Genomic DNA, 18,176 nt, shown 5'->3' with positions numbered 1-18,176 from the left:
CCGAAATGCTATGCACAATTTAAATAATACAGTTGTATTGTTTAAATATCGCTGTTATACTTCGACTAGACATAATTACTATCAACTATAACAAGGGGTGCTATATGAATCTGGTTGCATGGACAATTGTTACCTGTGAGGTGTTGTTCTGGGTGGTCATTCTGGCAGGCTTTACTGCACGCTATATCTTCAAGCGCCCTACACTGGGGCTGATTTTCCTGGCGATGACTCCGGTGCTGGATATCATTCTGCTTATTGTCTCCGGCGTTGATCTGGCCCGGGGTGCTACCGCAACAACAGCACATGCGCTTGCAGCCGTGTATATTTCCGTCTCCCTGATCTTCGGTAAAAGCATGATCGCCTGGGCCGATGAACGCTTCCGCTATTATGTTACCAAGCAAGGGGCGAAGCCAGCCAAGCGTTACGGCCTGGATTATGCGAAGCATTATCTCAGAGGCTGGGTGAGGCATCTGCTCTCTTTTGCCCTCGGTGCAGCCATTCTCTACGGACTTATTATCTGGATTGACGATCCCGCACGTACTGAAGCGCTCTCCGGCATTCTCCGAATCTGGTCCATTGTCGTCGGCATTGATCTGGTCATTACCGTTACTTACTTCATCTGGCCCCGTCAGGCCAAAACCCGGGGCTAGAGGCCCGGCTTAGAGTACCCGCTTATTCCCCTGCTCTAATATTCTTAACGGTCCGGGATTCCAGCGAATATTGCTCATACCTTCTCTCTCCGCCTTCACCTGTCGGTGCCTGTGCCAGCAGCCCCACCTTGACCGTCTCTCCCGCCGGCAGTGTGAAGAAGCGCATCATATCGAACCTTACGCCATCTGTCGAATAATGAAAAGCGAAGGCATTACCCGATCTGGCCGCCTGGAGCCATACCTCCTTGCCGTCTATGTTACAGCCGTTGGCATCATCCGAGGTCTGGTTCGTGACTACACTGACTACGGCACGGGTATCGAAATCGGTCAGCTCGAAGCAGGCCTTGGCCCAGACGTTAAGGTCCTGCATCACCATAATGGAAGAGGAATCATACGTATCCCTGAAGTCATGGCTGACCTTCACCCGCAGCACGAAATCTCCTGTCACCTCTGTATAAAAGAATGGAGCATTCGTCAGACTCTCTGGAGTCAGTCCCTCCTCGGCAATGGCCCCGTTGTTGCAGAAAAAGTCGCTATTCGGCGTTGCACTAATAATGACTGCGTTCTCCTCGAACCTGATGTCTCCCTCATTCATCCACTTGTACGCCGTGAAATCAGTTTTCTTCATTTTAAAATCCTCCTAATTTTTGGTTCAATCTTATGAATTGTAAACGCATTCCCCATACTATTGCAAATTGGCAAACTCCTCCTGATCCATATTTTAACAGAATCCAGAAAATGAAGTTGACTTAAACCATGGTTTAAGTCGTATGCTATCTCTGTCGACATCTAACCATCACATTGGAGGCCTCCAGATGAACTATTATTCCATTGGCGAAGCTGCAGCCCGGTTAGGGATTCCGGAATCTACTATCCGTTATTATGAGAAGCAAGGATTGCTGCCCCGGATGGAGCGGGATGAAGCGGGCAGGCGGATTTTCACGGAGGATTACCTGGCTTTTGTTAAAATTGTACTCTATCTGAAAAATACACAAATGCCCATCAGCCGGATCAGGCAATATGTAGACTGGATGGCAGAGGGGGACAGCACGATTGCACTGCGGCTTGCCATGTTTCAAGAGCACAAGCAGGCTGTACTGGCACAAATGGCGCTCATGACCGAAGCCTTACAGGGCATTGAGAAGAAAATAGCACGGTATACGAATTATTTAGAAACTAACGGGAAAGAGGTTTTATCATGAAGCTCTCAGGAAACACCCTTCTGATTACAGGCGGAGGCTCCGGCATAGGACTGGCTATGGCAGAACGGTTCATCCGTATGGGGAACACAGTCATCATAACCGGACGGCGCGAGGAGGTACTGCAGGCGGCCCAGGACAAAATCCCGGAGCTGATTACCCGTGTGTGTGACTTAAAAGTAGAGTCTGAACGTCTTGGCTTATTTGACTGGGTAACCGCAAGCTATCCCGGTGTGAATGTTCTGGTGAACAATGCCGGAATTCAGCAACGCTTCAATGTACAGACAGCAGATGTGAAGAACCACTGGGCTGATTTCAATCAGGAAATCATCACAAACCTTGAAGCCCCGCTTCATCTGGCCATGCTGTTTGCTCCATTCTTCGCAAGCCAGGAGGCAGCAACTATCATTAACGTGACCTCCGGCCTAGCCTTTACGCCGTTTGCCATCGCACCGGTCTATTCAGCAACGAAGGCTGCACTTCATTCGTTCACCATGAGTCTCAGACTCCAACTGTCCGGGACCTCTGTTGAAGTGATCGAGATTGCGCCCCCGGCAGTGAATACGGATCTCGGCGGCTCAGGACTGCATGTGCAAGGCGAGCCGTTAGCTGCGTTCACGGACGGGATCTTCCAGGGCCTCACGGAGGGACTTCAGGAGATCGGATACGGCAGTTCGGTGGAACGGCTGCGCATGTCACGCGACCGGATTGACGAATATGCGGCCCAGATGTATGAAGCGACGAGGAGCTATATTGAATAAAAGATTTGCATCAGAACGCACCAAAGAGACAGTCTACCCTAAGACGGTCTCTTTGGCGCGTAAGCATTAGTTTATAACATATCAGCTTTGTTTCCCTTACTAAGAGGACGCAGCTTACATAAGCTTCTTAATCTTCTCCACCGGTAATTCCACCGCTTTGGAGACCTCTTCCGGAGTAAATCCGTGAAGCAGTAATTTACGGATAATCTCCGCTTGGCCTTTCTCTATGCCTCGTTCTATTCCTTGCTCTATGCCTTGTTCTATTCCCTGCTCTATGCCCTGTTCTATGCCTTTCTCTATCCCCTTCACTATGCCCTTCTCTATTCCTTGTTCTATTCCTTCAGCTATACCTTCTTCGTATCCCCAACGCTTCCAGGCTGGCATCAATTCCATAATGGCTTCACCCTCCTCCGGATATTGTATCATCAATTCTTGTATAATCTCTTCATCCTGGGCCCGGTCCGGCTGGAAATATAAATCCGCCACTGACATCACAAGCGCCAGCCGTCCTTGATCAAGACGTGTCTTGAGCTTCATGAACATGCGCAGGAACTCCCGGCGTACATCTCTCGCTTCTCTTGTAGTATACCCCATCTTGGCCAGTAACGCAGCAGCTACTGCATTGTCCGAATCAATAAATCTTCTCCAGTTCTGCTTACGCAATTCCACCTTGAGGAACTGAAAGCGCAGAATCTGATGCTCAGGAATAACCATCTCCAAGGTGTCCTGCTCTTCCCTAATCTCATCTGAAGTGAAGATCGCAATGGGAATAATCAGCTTATGCTCTTTGCGGTAGCGCTCAAACAGGCGGCTGAAGTAAATAAACATCCGTTCATGAAACCGTGAATCCCGATAGGACTGCGGCTCCAGGTGAATCAGAATATAACCGTCCAGTCCTTTGTAACGGATTTCCAGCAGCAGATCCAGCTCCCGCGCTTCCTCGCCAACAATATCGACCAGCAATTCCTGCATCAGAAACCGGGTCTCACTGTAGTCCAGCATAGAATCAAGCTCAGGGAAAAACAACTCAATAAATTCCTGAAAGAACGTCTCCAGCAGCTTCTTAAAAGCCTCATCGTGTGGTAAGGGTATTTTAGTCGCCTCCTGTTATATCCTGCTTGTTTCTGGTGATTATATTCCATTTTAGTGGAATCGGATATAACAAAAGGCACATATGTTCGTATTTCCTAATACTATCTATTCTGCTCCTCGCCCGCTTCAACAAGCTTATCCATGAGCCGGATGATCATCACGACGGCTTCAGCGCGGGAAGCAGCTTCCTTCGGTTTGAAGGCGCCGTTGCCTGTCCCTGAGATAATCCCCGCATTAGCGAAGGCATTAATTGGCTCTGCCGCCCAGCTTGCCGGGAGGTCGGAGAATGGTGCCGGTGTGCCGGGAACATAGCTCGTAAGACGCGCCAGCATAGTCACAGCTTCCGCACGGGTGATCTCCTGCTTGGGGTGGAATGAACCATCGGCATACCCCTGAATCACACCATGCTGTTGAAGCGCTGCAAGAGCCATCGAAGCCCAATGCCCCTGCGTATCGGAGAATCCGGTCCCCTGTGAGCCGGTCAGGCCAAAAGCTTTGGTGAGCATTACAGCAAACTCAGCGCGCGTTACTTTGGCTTCAGGGTGGAATGAACCATCCGCATAACCTGTTATCATCCCCATCCGGGCTGCACGATCAATGAACGATGCACTCCACAGAGTGGAAGGTACATCCTTGATTGAAACCATAGCAGCCGTCCGGCCTTTTGCAACGATAGATTTAAGCTTATCTAAGTCCAAGCTGTCTTTCAGCACAGGTCTGGTTAAAGTTGGCTTCACGGGACCGGCAGTTATAGCCGGTGTCGGCGTTGCTGTTGGTGACAGTGTTGGTTTTGGCGTTGCTGCCGATGTTCCTGTCGGCTTAGGTGTTGACGTTGCAACAGGTGTTCCTGCACCTTGTGGCGTTGGCATTGGTGTCGGTGTCGGCGTTACCACCGGTACCGTTCCGCTCTCAACCACGATCGGAATCGCAACGGTTAAGCCACCGTAGGAAGCCGTAATCGTTACCCCGTCCCCCGCTGCAACACCCGTAATGATCCCTTTGTCCGATACCGAGGCGACCGCAGGATCTGAAGTCGTCCAACGGACCTGATTTGTAACCACTGTATTGACTCCATTGTCATATACCGCTGTAATCACGGAAGCTGCTTGTTTGTTCACCTGCAAGGTGTGTGTACCAGGCTCGGCGGTCAGCTTCAGCAGCTTAGGCGGCGTACCTTCTGCCTGAACCGTTACCGTTAGCTTCACCGGCGGCAGGTTTCCATAATTCGCCTGAATAGTCGCCTCGCCCGCTTCAACGGCATGAATGATACCCTGGGTGTCTACTGTAGCTGCCCGCTCATTAGAAGATGTCCACACCGCTTGATTCGTGACATCGGCAGTGGAGTTATCACTGTAGGTAGCTGTAAGCACCGTGGCGTGCTTATCGCCGGCATTCAGCTTCAATTCAGCCGGGGCTACGGCCACGGAGATTAGCGTCCGCTCATCCTTTTTCACAATCGTATAGTTGTCAATGAATTCTGCGCTTTGCGTAGTGCGGGCTTGGATGATGATCTGATCATGGCTCACCTGAATGGCAGAATAGACCGGAACATCCTCGTCAAACATGAAATCAAGATACTCGTATTTGCTTCCATCGTAGAACTTCCAGCCCGACGCCCCGCCGTCCAGATAGACCGTTCCTTGCTCTCCGCTTGGCAGTGGCTTGCCTTTGCTCATCGGATAGGTGCGCGCATATACATGGTCATGGCCTTCCAGCACCAGATCGACCTTCAATTCTTCGAGAATAGGGGCAAAATAAGTCTGTGTGTATTCAATCAGATTGCCGCGTCCGTCTTCGGTATGATAGGCAGGCTTGTGGAACATGACAATCTTCCATTTTTTATTACTGTTCAGTAGATCCTCCCGCAGCCACTCCGCTTGCTTGCCCATCGTTACTTCGTCTGCTTCCGAGTTCAGCACCACGAAATGCACCTCTCCTGAATCAAACGAATAGGCATACTCCTTCTGGACCTCAGGCCCATTAAGAGGAAGCCCCAAGCCTTTGGCGAAAATGTATTTCCCTCCCCCTTTGACATCATGATTCCCCATGGCATAGGCTGAAGGAACAGAGGCGGCATAGACCGACGAGGCTTCCCGGAACTGGTTCCACTCATTCAAAACCGCCCCGTCATCGACCATATCACCGCCATGCATAACGAACTGGGTACCGGGATAATTAGTGAATGCATGCTGGATCAATTGCTGGTAGGTCTCCAGCCCGTTGTCCCCTTTGGTATGCGAATCGGTTACAAAAACAAAGGAAACAGGCTTGTCCGGCGCAGCCTCCACCGTCCTGTAAGGGTGCCAATTACTCCAATGGCCTTCGTAGCCGACTCTGTAATGATAGCCTGTCCCCGGCTCAAGACCCGTAACCACTGCGTTGTGGAACTTGATTTCGCCTACAGGTCCGCCTGCAACCTCAGGAATGACCTCCACATCAGAGAGCGCACGCTGCATGGTTGCTTTTGCCGGAGCATTCACCAGGTCACTGTCCACCCAATCACTATCTTTCATATACTGGATGTATGCTTCTTGAACACTCGGCGCGCTCTGCCATCCGACACTCATCATCGTCTTCATATCTTCGGTAACAAAGGTCTGCACATATTGCGGATCTGCCCCGCCGAGTGGAGCTACAACATTCATACTCATGCTCTCGCTGGTCCCGCTATCCTTGACAGCCTGCAGGCTCCAAGTGCCAATGGCAAGGTTCGTCAGGGACGTATGGATCTCTCCCTTGGCATCCGTCAAGCCTATTCCTGCGGCAAGATCACTCTGCTCCACATCTGCGGATGAGATGTACCCCGCCTTGCTGCCATCCGGCAAATACACCTTGATGAATCCGGAGGCACTGCCTACTGTGGCGAACATTTGTGCGTTTTTCTCAACATTAAGCAGCACTGCGGACGATGGATCGGCTTTGGCATATACTTTAGACCCATCGGCGGTTACACGAACATAAGTCTGAGGACCGCTAGTATCGGTAAAATCAATCCCGGCTCCTTCCACCGGCGCTCCTGCGCGGGAGGTAACCGTGATGATACTCTGAGTGTGCAGGCCTGATCCCTTGATGCTGATCTTGTAAGGAAACCCGATCTTAAACGTAAGCGGGGAGGCTAAGGAACTAACCGGTGTCCCGCTTCCATACCCGAAACCGCCCTCCACCATGGCTATCTGCTTAGCCGTCTCACCACGCTCCATTTTCGCAGACCGGTTCACCTCAAAATCAATACTTGCCAGTGCCTCCGCCTGATCCCCTTGCAGTCCCTCTGCACTGACTTCAACATATCCGCCTGTATTATCGACGGTCGTCTGCACCTGGCTCAAGCCGGAGCGCGCAGTAACTACATTTGCCTGTAGTGTCTCTGGATCAAATTTGATCCTGGCATGGAAGCTCTGGGCTTCGCCTGTATCCGTTGCCTTCAGCTTCAGCCGGTAGGTCTCATTACTGACAGCCTCCTCCGGGGCTTCCAACGTAAATCTGGCACCATGCTCAATCTGAAAAGCATATTCTGCCGCTGTCGGATTGCCAGCCCTATCCTTCACTTCTGCCAGCACTTGATGATACCCCCCAGCCAGCGGAAGCTCCGGGTGATAGATAATCTGCTTAAGATTCAGATCATAGGCATACGTTGACGGTGCCGCAGGCTGGCCATCCACCGTTAACCGGATGGAATCCGGATCAATACCCGACTGGGCATCCTCCGCTGACAGAATAAGCTCAGAGACAGGGGCGCTCAAGGTCTGATTAGGAGCCGGTGTCACTGGACTAAACACAGGCACATCCATATCTTCATTAATGGGCTCATCATAGATCAGTCTGACATCATCAATCCAGATCGAGCCTTTATTCTTTTTGCTCATTTGCCTTTCTTTCATCTGGAAGTAGAAGGCCAGAGTACCCGGCATGGTCAGATCCGGCCCTATCTCAGCCTCAACATACTTCCAGCCGCTCCAGTCGATCCCGGTCTCTTCACTCCTGATTTCATACGTTTTGGATTTGCCGGTGGAAGACACGTAGAACTTGGAGGTCAGACCATGCCCTTCCTGATTGGCGTATACCCACATCCCGATTCTTTTAGGGGTTCTGTCTGAGAGCGGCAGCTGAGTGGCCGGACCAACGGCAACCTGGGACGGGTTATCGGTGATGCCAATGAAGTCATAATCAATCCGCAGGGACTTCGCTCCGCTATGTACGTATTTCGGATTCGTCTCCAGTGCCAGACTGCCACTGTGAATGCGGGCACTGTCGAAGGTCAAGTCCGCTAAGCTCACCTGTTCAAAATCCTCTACCTTCACGACACCGCTTGGCTCCGCCGCAGCCCCAAAAGCAGCCGGTAACGGAGCCAGGGCAGGTGTTAGGACGGGAAGCAGAATCGCCATAGCCACAATCCCGCTCCATACTTTTTTTACAAATGGATGATTACTCACGAACTTTCACGCTCCTTGTAGTCGGTACTAGTAGACAGCATAACGGCGGAATATGTTCGTAGAATCATCACAATGTAAGCATATTAAATTTTATTGTATTAGACAGCAATCCCCTTCAGGACCGGTGAGATCCATAGCTCGGCTCCCGTTGCCTGCTGAACGTCTCCGACCGTAAGACCCGGCGCAATTTCCATCAGTATGAGCCCTTGGCCCGGGATCACCTCAATCACCGCCATTTCGGTGACAATCGTGTTTACGACATGTACCGCTGTCAGGGGCAGCTTGCAATTCTTCACTATTTTCGGCTGACCGTCCTTGTTCACATGATCCATGGCGATAATGACCCGTTTGGCTCCGACGACCAGATCCATCGCCCCGCCCATACCCGGGACCTTTTTGCCCGGAATCATCCAGCTGGCCAGATTGCCCTGCTCATCAACCTCAAGCGCACCAAGCACGGTGATGTCCACATGCCCGCCACGGATGATGGAGAAGGAAAGCGCGCTGTCAAAATAGCAGGCTCCGGCCATCGTAGTCACGAAGCTCCCACCGGAATCGATGCAATCGATGTTCTCCTCTGACTTGGCCGCCTTGGGGCCGACACCGAGAATTCCGTTCTCCGCCTGCAGCATAATCTGGACATGATCAGGAATGTAATCAACCGCCAGGGTCGGCATTCCGATCCCCAGATTCACTACATCACCGTCTTTGAACTCCTGAGCGATTCTTCTCACAATGAATTCCCGGTTATTCACGGTTATCCCCCACCTTTACAATGGCATCAATTAAAATCCCGGGCACATTGACATGATTGGGATCAATCTCCCCGAGCTTCACATAAGTCTCTACCTCAGCGATTACATAATCCGCCGCCATCGCCATCACGAAATTGAAGTTCCGGGAAGAGCCGTCGATCACCAGATTCCCGGCCTCGTCCGCCTTATGGGCCCGGATCAGCGCCACATCCGCATGGAGCGGCAGCTCGAGCAGATACTCTCTTCCGTCGATATCGAGCTTCCTCTTCCCTTCTTCTACAATCGTACCTACCCCCACAGGAGTTAGAACACCGCCCAGCCCCGCACCTCCGGCACGGATTTTCTCAGCTAACGTTCCTTGCGGATAGAGGTTTACCTCAGCTTCTCTGGTCATCAGCAGTCTTCCGGTTTCCGGGTTGGAGCCGATGTAGGAGGCGTAGATGCGCTTGACCCGGCCGCTTTGTACCAGCTTATAGATCGATAATTCCGGGGTACCGGTATCATTGGAAATGAGCGAGAGATTACCCGCCGTATGAGTCTCGACCAGCGCACGCACCAGCTCTTCGGGGTGGCCTCCAGCCAGAAAACCGCCAACCATCACGGTATCTCCATCTTTGACCCTCTTCACGGCATCTTCAGCAGAGATTAATTTGTTTATCATAAATTTCAGGCTCCTTGTTCATTATTTGGAGACAAGCTGGTTACCGGATATAGTCATGAATGACTTTCCCATAAGGCAGCGTTAGATCGGCAATGAAATGCTTGCCCCCGCGGTACGTCTTCACCGGCAAATCGGCCACAGGGGCATTCACATGGGGGATCAGGCTTAAGCGGGCCGGCCCGCTCCAAGCACCTTTTACCTGAACATCCTCAAGCGTATATGCAACAAGCTGCGCAATCTTAGGGGTCCCATCCACATCGGGGATCAGCTTCAGATTCACCTGGGTTTTGGCGATAGCTCTAGCCGTGTCCTGTGTATCCAGCAGGTTATGCTTGTAAGGCATGGTTCCTACGGCTACCAGAACATCGTTATAATGCAGCGTACCGGTCAGCGTCTCTGTGCCTGCAACGGTCAAGCGGGGAGAGGCCCACTTTTTGGGGAACCCCCAGATTTCCCGTCCTCCCAGAATGGCAGGCGCATTGTCCAGATACATCTGGGCTACAAAATTGCAGGGCTCCCCCTGAAAAGTACACGGAATCACGATCCCGCTCTCCTCATAGCTTCCCAGGCCCGACGAATCAGGCATTTTGATCCATTCATAAGAAACGGTGTTACTTCCATCCGGCTTTAACGGTTCCGGTACCGCCTGTCTGATCGCAGCAGGATCGGATTCATAAGTGATAACCATAAATTCACGGTCAATGAAGCGGTACGGCGGACGCCCGTAACCCGGACTGGCCGCAGGCATGGATTGCAGCGCAAGAATCTCTTTGGCATTCATAATGAGCTTAAACTCCCTTTCTGGCAGAATTGGTGTTTACAGGCGAGCGTTCTCCACCAGCATCGCAATGCCCATCCCCGTTCCGATGCACAAGCTGGCTATTCCGTAATGCGACGATCTCCGCACCATCTCATGCACCAATGTCACTAACACTCTGGCTCCGCTGGCCCCGACAGGATGTCCGATCGCAATCGCGCCGCCGTTGACGTTCACCTTCTCCGGGTTAATCTCAAGCTCGTGCAATACCGCAACGGCCTGTGCCGCGAAGGCTTCATTAATCTCGAACAGATCGATGGCCTCAAGAGGAATGTCCTGGTTTTTAAGCAGCGACTTAATGGCTTGTACCGGGCCCATCCCCATATACGCAGGGTCTACACCCACCAATGAATAGCCCTTAATATAGGCAAAAGGCTCTACCTCGTGCTCCTTGCATTTATCCTCAGACATCACCAGCACAGCCGCCGCCCCATCATTGATGCCCGAGGCATTTCCGGCAGTAACCGATCCGTCTTCCTTAAAAGCAGGCTTCAGATTCGCCAATTTTTCTTTGCTGACATCTGCTCTTACATGCTCGTCCTCCGCGAACCAGACACTTTCCTTTTTGGATTTGGTCCTTACGGGCACAATCTGCTCAGCAAACAGCTGCTTCCGTTTGGCCTCTGCGGCCTTAATCTGGCTCTCATAAGCAAACTCATCCTGCTCCAATCGCGAAATATGATATTTCCCGGCAATATTCTCGGCAGTAATGCCCATATGATATTTGTTGATCGGACAAGTCAGGCCGTCGGCCACTACCGTGTCTACCAGCTCGCTGTTCCCCAGCTTGTAGCCATTTCTTGCTTTTCTCAGCACATAAGGGGCATTCGACATACTCTCCATCCCTCCGGCCAGGAGCATGCTCCCTTGTTCAGCCCGTATAGAGTTGTAAGCTAGAGCGACGGCATGAAGCCCGGAACCGCAAACGGTGTTAATCGTTGTTGCAGGGACTTCAATAGGGATACCGGCTTGCAGCGCCGCCTGTCTGGCAGGATTCTGGCCCTCGCCCGCCTGGAGGACATTGCCCAGATAGATCTGCTCCACTAGCGCAGGCTCAATATGGCTTTGCTGGAGACAGGCCGTCATCACATCCGCTCCTAATTCTGCAGCATTCAGTGTCGAAAGTCCGTTGTTAAATGAACCAACTGCTGTCCGTAATGGACTGACTAATGCAACTCTGTTCACCTAAATTCACATTCTTTTCTGATGGTTTGAATCTTACTTGCGGGTATGGATCACGATGTATGAGAGAGTGTGCGTTACGGCTTGATCGGCATGATCGGCTTAGCGGCCTTGATCGCCTTCCTCCGTCTGAATATTTGGTATTTATTTACATATTCAGTGTAAACCTAAACCAAGGCGTTCTCAACGTCCAAATATTTACATAATTTTACACATGATTATCTATAGGCTCTTGTACACCCGCTCAACGAAGTCATGCTATCATTTCCTTTGATTTTCTGGATGTTAATGGTCATTCCAGAAAATTCGATGAAAACACACCAAAAAATTTCACATCATTTCATTTAGATCTACAGCAGTTTCTTGAGGCACCTCCATCCGGCCCTCTCACCTACCTGCGTGTCCATTGTATTCGGTTTTTCGCATACATTCTAAAAGTCAAAAAAAGCCCATCAACCGATTAAGGCTGTGGGGCTTTGTAATAGGAATCAGTGTGAATCAGAATATCCGCTTCTTATCCTTCTCATCAATTAAGATCTGCACCGATTCCTTGAACCGGATCGCATGAATAATCTCCCGCTCGCGGAGGAACTTCAGACTGTCCTGCAGATCCACATCATCCGTCATATCGATGAGCCACTGGTATGTAGCCCGGGCCTTCTCTTCCGCAGCGATGTCCTCGTACAGGTCGGCGATCGGATCGCCCTTAGCCTGGATGTAGGATGCAGTCCATGGTACGCCGGCCGAGTTCTGATAGAACAGGGCGTGGTCCCGCTGCGCATAATTCGGCCCTAAGCCTGCGGCTTCCAGCTCTTCCACCGAGGCGTCCTTGGTCAGCTTATAGATCATCGTGGCAATCATCTCAAGATGCGCAAATTCTTCTGTGGAAATATCGGTCAATACACCAATGACCTTGTCCGGTATGGCATACCGCTGGTTCATATAACGCAGCGCAGCCGCCAGCTCCCCGTCCGCTCCCCCGTATTGCTCTGTCAGGTACCGGGCCATGCGCACATCGCATTTGCCGACACGCACCGGGTATTGCAGCTTTTTCTCATAGATCCACATTCTCGAACTTCCCCCTCCTCAGACTGGATTCTTCCCGGCATCCTGCCGCCTTAGACTTGCCAAGGCCAGGGGCTCTCGTACCATTGCCAGGGACATTTGGAATACGCACGGCCGAAGTTCTGCAGAGGTCCGTACAGCTCCTGGAACTGGTTCGCCAGCATGGTGCGCTCGTAGGTCAGCTGGTTGAACTGCTCAATCGATTTCAGATCCTCAGGATGGGTGTCCAGGAACAGGTTCAGCTCAACCAGCGCGAAGTCGAGTACCTGCAGCTGCTCAAGCATCTCGTAATAGCGGGGCTCGCAAGGATTAGCGTCCATACCCTACTTCCCTCCTTTGCACTTGGACTCATAAGGACTGTACAGCGAGGGCCACAGTGTTCCGTGCTTCAGAGCTTCCGGCAGGGAGAACTGCGGCAGATTCGGCGGCTGAAAGGTAACGAACTGGTTCGGCGGCACAACATACGTCTTGAACGGCACCGGCGGGCAGGGGTCAAACGGTCCCCGGTATGGTGTCCATACGCGCTCCTGGGAGTTCAATGATCATTCCTCCTCAATCGAATTGACGGCATTCCCTCGTAACTAACTTATGACGGGCCAAGGCGGGAAAAGAACACCAATATAAAAAAACAGGGACTCCAGGCGCCTGATTGCGGCTCCCGGAATACCCTGCTCCTATTCAATTTTGCATATCACTGGGGAACACTCTTCCCGCTATTCCTTGTCTTCTTCCCCGTTCGGTGCTTCCTCTTCCGGCGTCTCTGGAGTTGCCTTGTGGATGTTAATCCGTGTAATCCGCAGCCGCGTGGACTCCTCCACCTCGAAGGTGACATCGCCAACAACGACCTGCTTACCCTTGGTCGGATTGCCCTCCAGCTCCTTGAACAGCCAGCCGCCGATGGAGTCCACCTCGTCATCCTCAATCACGACGCCGGTCAAATCATTGACATCCTCAATCAGCATCCGGCCTTCAACGGAGATATAATCCCCGTTCCGCTCAACACTGGGGCGTTCGTCCTCGAATTCGTCATGCAGATCGCCGACAATCTCTTCCAGAATCTCCTCTGCCGTCAGCAGACCCGCCGTCCCGCCGTATTCATCGACGACCAGAGTAAGCTGAGCCTTATTCTTCTGCATCAGCCGCAGTGCGTGGCTGATCTCCATGGATTCCGGCACATTCAGAATCGGCCGTACCAGGGAGGCCAGATCATTCTGCTGCTCCAGCGGCGCAAACAACAGGTCTGTAATATGGATAAAGCCGATGATCCGGTCCTTGTCCTCGAAGGCCACCGGGTACCGTGAATGCTTCGTTTCCGTAATAATCCGCATATTCTCTTCCAGCGGGAGATTGCTGTACAGTACATCCATATCCGTCCGCGGAAGCATGACTTCACGGGCCAGCAGGTCCGAGAACTCGAAGATATTGTCCATCAGCTTCATTTCGTCCTGATCAATGACCCCGCTCTTCGCACTCTGATTCATCAGAATACGGATTTCCTCTTCGGAGTGAGCCGCCTCGGCTTCACTGGCCGGTTCAACACCGAACAGTCTCAGCAGGGCATTGGCTGAAGCATTCAGCACCCAGATGAAGGGGAGGAACAGATTATAGAAGAACATCAGCGGAGCTGACAGCAGAAGAGCAGAGCCCTCCGTCTTCTGAATCGCCAGCGATTTCGGTGCCAGTTCCCCCAGTACAATATGTAAGAAGGTAATAATCGAGAAACCGACGATTACAGAAACCGTAGAGATCAAGGTATGGTCTGTAACGCCAAACTTAACCATCAGCGGCTCCACCAGCAGCTCGGATATCGCCGGTTCCCCGATCCAGCCGAGTCCAAGAGAGGCCAGCGTGATCCCGAATTGCGTAGCCGACAGATAGGCATCCAGCTTCTTGTTGACCTTCAACGCGTAGCCGGCCATTTTGTTGCCTTCGCTGACCAGCTGGGTCAGACGGGAATGTCTGACCTTAACCAGCGAGAATTCCGCCGCCACGAAGATCCCATTCAATAATACGAGCACCAGAACGAGCAACAGATTAAGCATTAAGCTTCCTATCTCGAATTCCGTATGCACCACTATAATAACGCCTCTTTTCTACAGAGTGATCGCCTTTCTTGATTTGAAATCCACCTCAGGATAGTACATATCGGCCACCAGGAGGTTAGGTCCGCAGCAGCCAGCTGCATCGCAGTAGCAGTTGACCTTCTGATTGAGGGGATGCTTAGTCTGCCACTCGGTGAAAATGTCATCCAGCTTCGCACTGCCGATATTGCCAAATGCCGAAATGTCGGCGAAATCTGTGACAAACACATCGCCTGTAAACAGATTCACATTGACCCGGTTTCTTCCGTCCGGATCATTGCGCAGCGTCACATTCTTCTCGCTGCGCAGTCTACGCAGCAGCCTCTGGTCTTCCTCCAGGAAGCTGCAGGCGAAGAACGGCAGAGTGCCGAACAGCATCCACATCTCCGGGTCGCGGTGATCCAGCAGGGAGTGGATGGCAGCAGCCATCTCCGGCAGCGACAGCACCGGCAGCTTCGAGGCGAAGCTGGAGGCATACATCGGATGAACCTCATGCCGTCTTGCCCCCATGTCACCGATCAGCTTGTGAATCTGCGGCAGCTTGGTATGCGTACGGTAGTTGATCATCGATTCGGCAGAGATCAGCATCCCGTCACTGCTGAGCCGGCGGGAATTCTCCAGCATCGTGTCATACAGCCGGTAAGCCGCCTCCTTCGCAACCGGATGTCCGCTGTTCGCGAAGCCCACCTCATGGAAGTCATCTCCATTCACATAATTGAAGGAGATGTGCATGACATCCAGGTAAGGAAGCAATTGCTCATAACGCGAATACGGCATCGTCAGGTTGGAGTTGATCTGGGAGCGGATGCCCCGCTCCCGCGCATATTTCAGCAGCGGCACGATGGTGTTCTCCACCGTTCCTGCACGGAACATCGGTTCACCGCCCGTGATGCTGATGGTCTGCAGATGCTCTACCTCCTCCAGACGGTTCAGCATAGCGGCCAGCGGCAGCATTTCCCCTTCCTTCATAGTCAGGCTGTCCCCTACCGCACAATGCTCGCAGCGCATGTTGCACAGATTCGTGACCGTCATCTCCACACTGGTCAGCACATGCCGCCCGTACTGGCGGAGTGAAGTGATCGGATCCCAGGGATCATACTCCGGCGACAGCTCCTTCAAGGGAATTATTGATGATGATGGCTCTAATATGCTCATTTCTTAATACTCCTTCTATTGCTTATTCCTTATTATTAACCCAAAGCAAATCAAAAAGAACGATAACTTATGCTATATCATACCACGACTGCTGAAAAACTGCTGAAACTACCCCTTCCCCGGACCCGGTCTGTATTCTGGAGGGTGCAAAAAAACAGCCAGGCGGAGAATAGCCTCCGCAGCAGCCTCTGCAGATGCCCCTTCTCTCTCCTCGCTGCCCCTCACGTCTATCCGGTACTCTTCACGACCGTCTCGTCCCCGTCGCTTACTCCGGCAATCACCACAGACAGAGCCTTCCTGAGATCGCGCTCATAGGGGGTGAGTTCCTCCCCTTCCGGTCCGTTCAGCACTCTGACCACAGGCCTGTGCGGCATACTGGGATCAATCTTGACCACCACTCCGCTCTCTCCCGTACTCAGCCGGACTGTGAGCCCCAGCGGATAGATAGCCACCCGGTCTCTGAACAGCTCCAGCTGCTTCTGCTCATACAGTGTCCCGGAACCGACATACAGCGCTTCAACTGCCTGATGCGGCAGCATCGCTTTTTTGTAGATGCGGTTGGAGGTCATGGCATCATAGGAATCCGCTACCCCGAGCCATTTCGCATATTCATGGATCTGCGGGCCGGTCAGCCCGCGCGGATAGCCCGAGCCGTCAATCCGCTCGTGATGCTGCAGCGCGCAGTGGGCGGCCAGCAGCGGAATATTCGGCTCATCCTTCAGAATGCGGTAGCCGATCTCGGTATGGGCCTGCATGATGCGGAATTCCTCATCGCTGAGCATGCCGGGCTTCTGGACAATTTTGACGGGGATCTGTGTCTTGCCGATGTCATGCAGGAGTGCGCCCAGGCCGATGACCCGAAGCTCTTCCCTGGTGTACCCGTGGGCAATGCCGAGCACCAGCGTATACAGGCATACATTCAGGGAGTGGACATACAGATAATTGTCTGCCGTATGCATATCAAGCAGCATAATCATCGGGTCCTCCTGCGAGGACAAGTCTTCAAGAATTGAATCCATCACCTTGGAGAATTTCTTGTCCAGATGATAGAAGCCCTTGGTCATTCCGGAGGCGCCGGACATTTGCTGGAATTGGCCCCGGATCACCTTCAGTGCCTGATTGCGCGTCTCGTCCTGCAGCATCCCGGGAATTACGATATCTTCTGTGACCGCGTCCTCAATATAGATATAGCCGATATCGATCCTGGCCAGCCGCTTGATCAGGGCATCTGTCAGTTCTACCCCGTCGGCGAGGAGAACCAGCCCTTCATCATTATATATTTTTTTGCCCAGCTTCATTCCCGACTGAAGCCGGTTCACGGATACTAGACGCACCTTGGTTCACTCCTGCCTTTAACGGTAAATTGCTATTCTGTTTCGGAATCCTCGGGTCCAGGCTCTATGCTATACCGTTACCTTAAGCGACCGGGCAAGCGCATGATGTCAGGAGCGGTTCCTCCCCGGAACTTCCAGGCTTAACGCATAATAAACAGCCAGAAGGCGGCTGCAAGAATGAAGCGGTAGATGGCGAAGTGCGTCGGTCTGATCTTCTGGATCATCCGCATGAACAGAACGACAACCACATAGGCCACAATGAAGGAAATAATGAAGCCGACGACAAAATACCCAATGGTCTCACTCGTGAAATTGCGGTAGGAGTCAAGCAGCTCATACCCTGAGGCCGCGCACATAATCGGAATGGCGATGAGGAAGGAGAAGTCTGCCGAAGCCTTGTAGCTGACCCCGCTCAGCATCCCCCCGGAGATCGTCGAACCGGAACGGGAGAATCCGGGCCAGAGCACAGAGATAATCTGATAGAGGCCAATCGCCAGCGCCTGCCCGTAGGACAAGTCATCCAGCTCATGCGCGGTGATGCGGATCTTGCGCTTGTTCACCCATTCGGCAACAATCATCAGAATCCCCCCGGCCACCAGCGCCCATAGCACAGTGGAAGCCCCGAACAGGCTTTTGATGAAATCCCGGGCGAAAAAAGCTACAGCGAGCGCAGGCACGATGCCCAGCAGCACATGAATCAGATTCAGGCGCGAAGCCGGCATAACGCCGCTTGTGCGGCTGCGTCCGATGCCGAGCAAATTCAGCACCCGCTGGCGGTAGACGAGGGCAATCGCCAGAATCGCCCCAAGCTGGATCACAATTTCATACGTCTTCATGATTGAATCCTGCTCACTGAAGCCCAGCAGCTTGGTGGTCAGAATCATGTGTCCCGTTGATGACACCGGGATGAATTCCGTTATTCCTTCTACAATGGCAAGAATAATTGCCGTAATCATATCCATAGTACTTCCTCCTGATCTGGTCAATGAATCCG

At 52.3% G+C, this 18,176-nt stretch carries 17 protein-coding genes; 3 read left to right on the top strand and 14 right to left on the bottom strand.

All coding sequences use genetic code 11. The features are described from left to right. Positions 1–104 precede the first annotated feature (104 nt). Positions 105–650: a hypothetical protein gene (locus K1558_RS19455; RefSeq protein WP_238653312.1), complete on the top strand. Its 546-nt coding sequence runs from the start codon at positions 105–107 to the stop codon at positions 648–650. 22 nt (positions 651–672) lie between these two features. Here K1558_RS19455 and K1558_RS19450 read toward each other — a convergent pair whose 3' ends face one another. Continuing rightward, positions 673–1,278, bottom strand: coding sequence for a DUF1349 domain-containing protein (locus tag K1558_RS19450; protein WP_238653311.1), 606 nt, complete (start codon positions 1,276–1,278; stop codon positions 673–675). Between the two features lie 187 nt (positions 1,279–1,465). On the opposite strand from K1558_RS19450, the gene K1558_RS19445 reads away from it, so the two are divergent. Both K1558_RS19445 and K1558_RS19440 read left to right on the top strand, forming a co-directional pair. Continuing rightward, positions 1,466–1,852, top strand: coding sequence for a MerR family transcriptional regulator (locus tag K1558_RS19445; RefSeq protein ID WP_238653310.1), 387 nt, complete (start codon positions 1,466–1,468; stop codon positions 1,850–1,852). Then, on the top strand, positions 1,849–2,610 hold the full coding sequence (locus K1558_RS19440) for an SDR family oxidoreductase (protein ID WP_238653309.1): 762 nt from the start codon (positions 1,849–1,851) through the stop codon (positions 2,608–2,610). Before K1558_RS19445 ends, K1558_RS19440 begins: the two co-directional genes overlap by 4 nt. A 114-nt stretch (positions 2,611–2,724) precedes the next feature. Here K1558_RS19440 and K1558_RS19435 read toward each other — a convergent pair whose 3' ends face one another. The 13 genes from K1558_RS19435 to K1558_RS19375 form a co-directional block, all read right to left on the bottom strand. Beyond that, a complete protein-coding gene (locus tag K1558_RS19435) occupies positions 2,725–3,702 on the bottom strand; it encodes an Rpn family recombination-promoting nuclease/putative transposase (RefSeq protein ID WP_338019718.1) in 978 nt (325 codons plus the stop codon). A gap of 101 nt (positions 3,703–3,803) precedes the next feature. Next, positions 3,804–8,132 carry an S-layer homology domain-containing protein gene (locus K1558_RS33085; RefSeq protein ID WP_238653307.1) on the bottom strand — a complete coding sequence of 1,443 codons (4,329 nt, stop codon included), beginning with the start codon at positions 8,130–8,132 and terminating at the stop codon, positions 3,804–3,806. Between the two features lie 98 nt (positions 8,133–8,230). Further along, positions 8,231–8,887 carry a 3-oxoacid CoA-transferase subunit B gene (locus K1558_RS19425; RefSeq protein ID WP_238653306.1) on the bottom strand — a complete coding sequence of 219 codons (657 nt, stop codon included), beginning with the start codon at positions 8,885–8,887 and terminating at the stop codon, positions 8,231–8,233. Next, positions 8,880–9,548 (bottom strand): CoA transferase subunit A, encoded by a 669-nt coding sequence (locus K1558_RS19420; protein WP_238653305.1) that lies wholly within the window; start codon positions 9,546–9,548, stop codon positions 8,880–8,882. Before K1558_RS19420 ends, K1558_RS19425 begins: the two co-directional genes overlap by 8 nt. Positions 9,549–9,588: 40 nt before the next feature. Continuing rightward, positions 9,589–10,329 (bottom strand): acetoacetate decarboxylase, encoded by a 741-nt coding sequence (locus K1558_RS19415; protein WP_238653304.1) that lies wholly within the window; start codon positions 10,327–10,329, stop codon positions 9,589–9,591. A 36-nt stretch (positions 10,330–10,365) separates the two neighbouring features. Next, positions 10,366–11,550, bottom strand: a complete 1,185-nt coding sequence (locus K1558_RS19410; protein ID WP_238653303.1) for an acetyl-CoA C-acetyltransferase — start codon at positions 11,548–11,550, stop codon at positions 10,366–10,368. A 495-nt stretch (positions 11,551–12,045) separates the two neighbouring features. Continuing rightward, positions 12,046–12,615 (bottom strand): manganese catalase family protein, encoded by a 570-nt coding sequence (locus K1558_RS19405; RefSeq protein ID WP_238653302.1) that lies wholly within the window; start codon positions 12,613–12,615, stop codon positions 12,046–12,048. 50 nt (positions 12,616–12,665) lie between these two features. Continuing rightward, a complete protein-coding gene (locus K1558_RS19400; RefSeq protein WP_238653301.1) occupies positions 12,666–12,932 on the bottom strand; it encodes a spore coat protein CotJB in 267 nt (88 codons plus the stop codon). 3 nt (positions 12,933–12,935) lie between these two features. Beyond that, entirely contained in the window at positions 12,936–13,151 is a 216-nt protein-coding gene (locus tag K1558_RS19395) for a spore coat associated protein CotJA (protein ID WP_238653300.1), read from the bottom strand. Between the two features lie 174 nt (positions 13,152–13,325). Beyond that, positions 13,326–14,654, bottom strand: a complete 1,329-nt coding sequence (locus K1558_RS19390; RefSeq protein ID WP_274528656.1) for a hemolysin family protein — start codon at positions 14,652–14,654, stop codon at positions 13,326–13,328. A 51-nt stretch (positions 14,655–14,705) separates the two neighbouring features. Next, complete coding sequence (yfkAB, locus tag K1558_RS19385) at positions 14,706–15,848, bottom strand: radical SAM/CxCxxxxC motif protein YfkAB (RefSeq protein WP_238653299.1); 1,143 nt, start codon at positions 15,846–15,848, stop codon at positions 14,706–14,708. Between the two features lie 227 nt (positions 15,849–16,075). Continuing rightward, positions 16,076–17,182: an HD-GYP domain-containing protein gene (locus tag K1558_RS19380; RefSeq protein WP_238653298.1), complete on the bottom strand. Its 1,107-nt coding sequence runs from the start codon at positions 17,180–17,182 to the stop codon at positions 16,076–16,078. Between the two features lie 140 nt (positions 17,183–17,322). Next, positions 17,323–18,144, bottom strand: a complete 822-nt coding sequence (locus K1558_RS19375; protein WP_238653297.1) for an undecaprenyl-diphosphate phosphatase — start codon at positions 18,142–18,144, stop codon at positions 17,323–17,325. Positions 18,145–18,176 lie beyond the last annotated feature (32 nt).

The organism is Paenibacillus piscarius, from assembly GCF_022234545.1.
In the GTDB taxonomy this organism is placed as follows: domain Bacteria; phylum Bacillota; class Bacilli; order Paenibacillales; family Paenibacillaceae; genus Paenibacillus_AQ; species Paenibacillus_AQ piscarius.
The sequence above is the reverse complement of the archived record's forward strand: the minus strand, read 5'-3'. Positions and strand labels throughout refer to the sequence as shown.

Excerpts from the sequence above, each read along its gene's own strand:
- K1558_RS19440 (WP_238653309.1), top strand. The coding sequence starts at position 1,849 with ATGAAGCTCTCAGGAAACACCCTTCTGATTACAGGCGGAGGCTCCGGC.
- yfkAB (WP_238653299.1), bottom strand. The coding sequence starts at position 15,848 with ATGAGCATATTAGAGCCATCATCATCAATAATTCCCTTGAAGGAGCTG.
- K1558_RS19405 (WP_238653302.1), bottom strand. The coding sequence starts at position 12,615 with ATGTGGATCTATGAGAAAAAGCTGCAATACCCGGTGCGTGTCGGCAAA.
- K1558_RS19455 (WP_238653312.1), top strand. The coding sequence starts at position 105 with ATGAATCTGGTTGCATGGACAATTGTTACCTGTGAGGTGTTGTTCTGG.
- K1558_RS19400 (WP_238653301.1), bottom strand. The coding sequence starts at position 12,932 with ATGGACGCTAATCCTTGCGAGCCCCGCTATTACGAGATGCTTGAGCAG.
- K1558_RS19420 (WP_238653305.1), bottom strand. The coding sequence starts at position 9,548 with ATGATAAACAAATTAATCTCTGCTGAAGATGCCGTGAAGAGGGTCAAA.
- K1558_RS19375 (WP_238653297.1), bottom strand. The coding sequence starts at position 18,144 with ATGGATATGATTACGGCAATTATTCTTGCCATTGTAGAAGGAATAACG.
- K1558_RS19415 (WP_238653304.1), bottom strand. The coding sequence starts at position 10,329 with ATGAATGCCAAAGAGATTCTTGCGCTGCAATCCATGCCTGCGGCCAGT.
- K1558_RS19450 (WP_238653311.1), bottom strand. The coding sequence starts at position 1,278 with ATGAAGAAAACTGATTTCACGGCGTACAAGTGGATGAATGAGGGAGAC.
- K1558_RS19445 (WP_238653310.1), top strand. The coding sequence starts at position 1,466 with ATGAACTATTATTCCATTGGCGAAGCTGCAGCCCGGTTAGGGATTCCG.
- K1558_RS19390 (WP_274528656.1), bottom strand. The coding sequence starts at position 14,654 with ATGCTTAATCTGTTGCTCGTTCTGGTGCTCGTATTATTGAATGGGATC.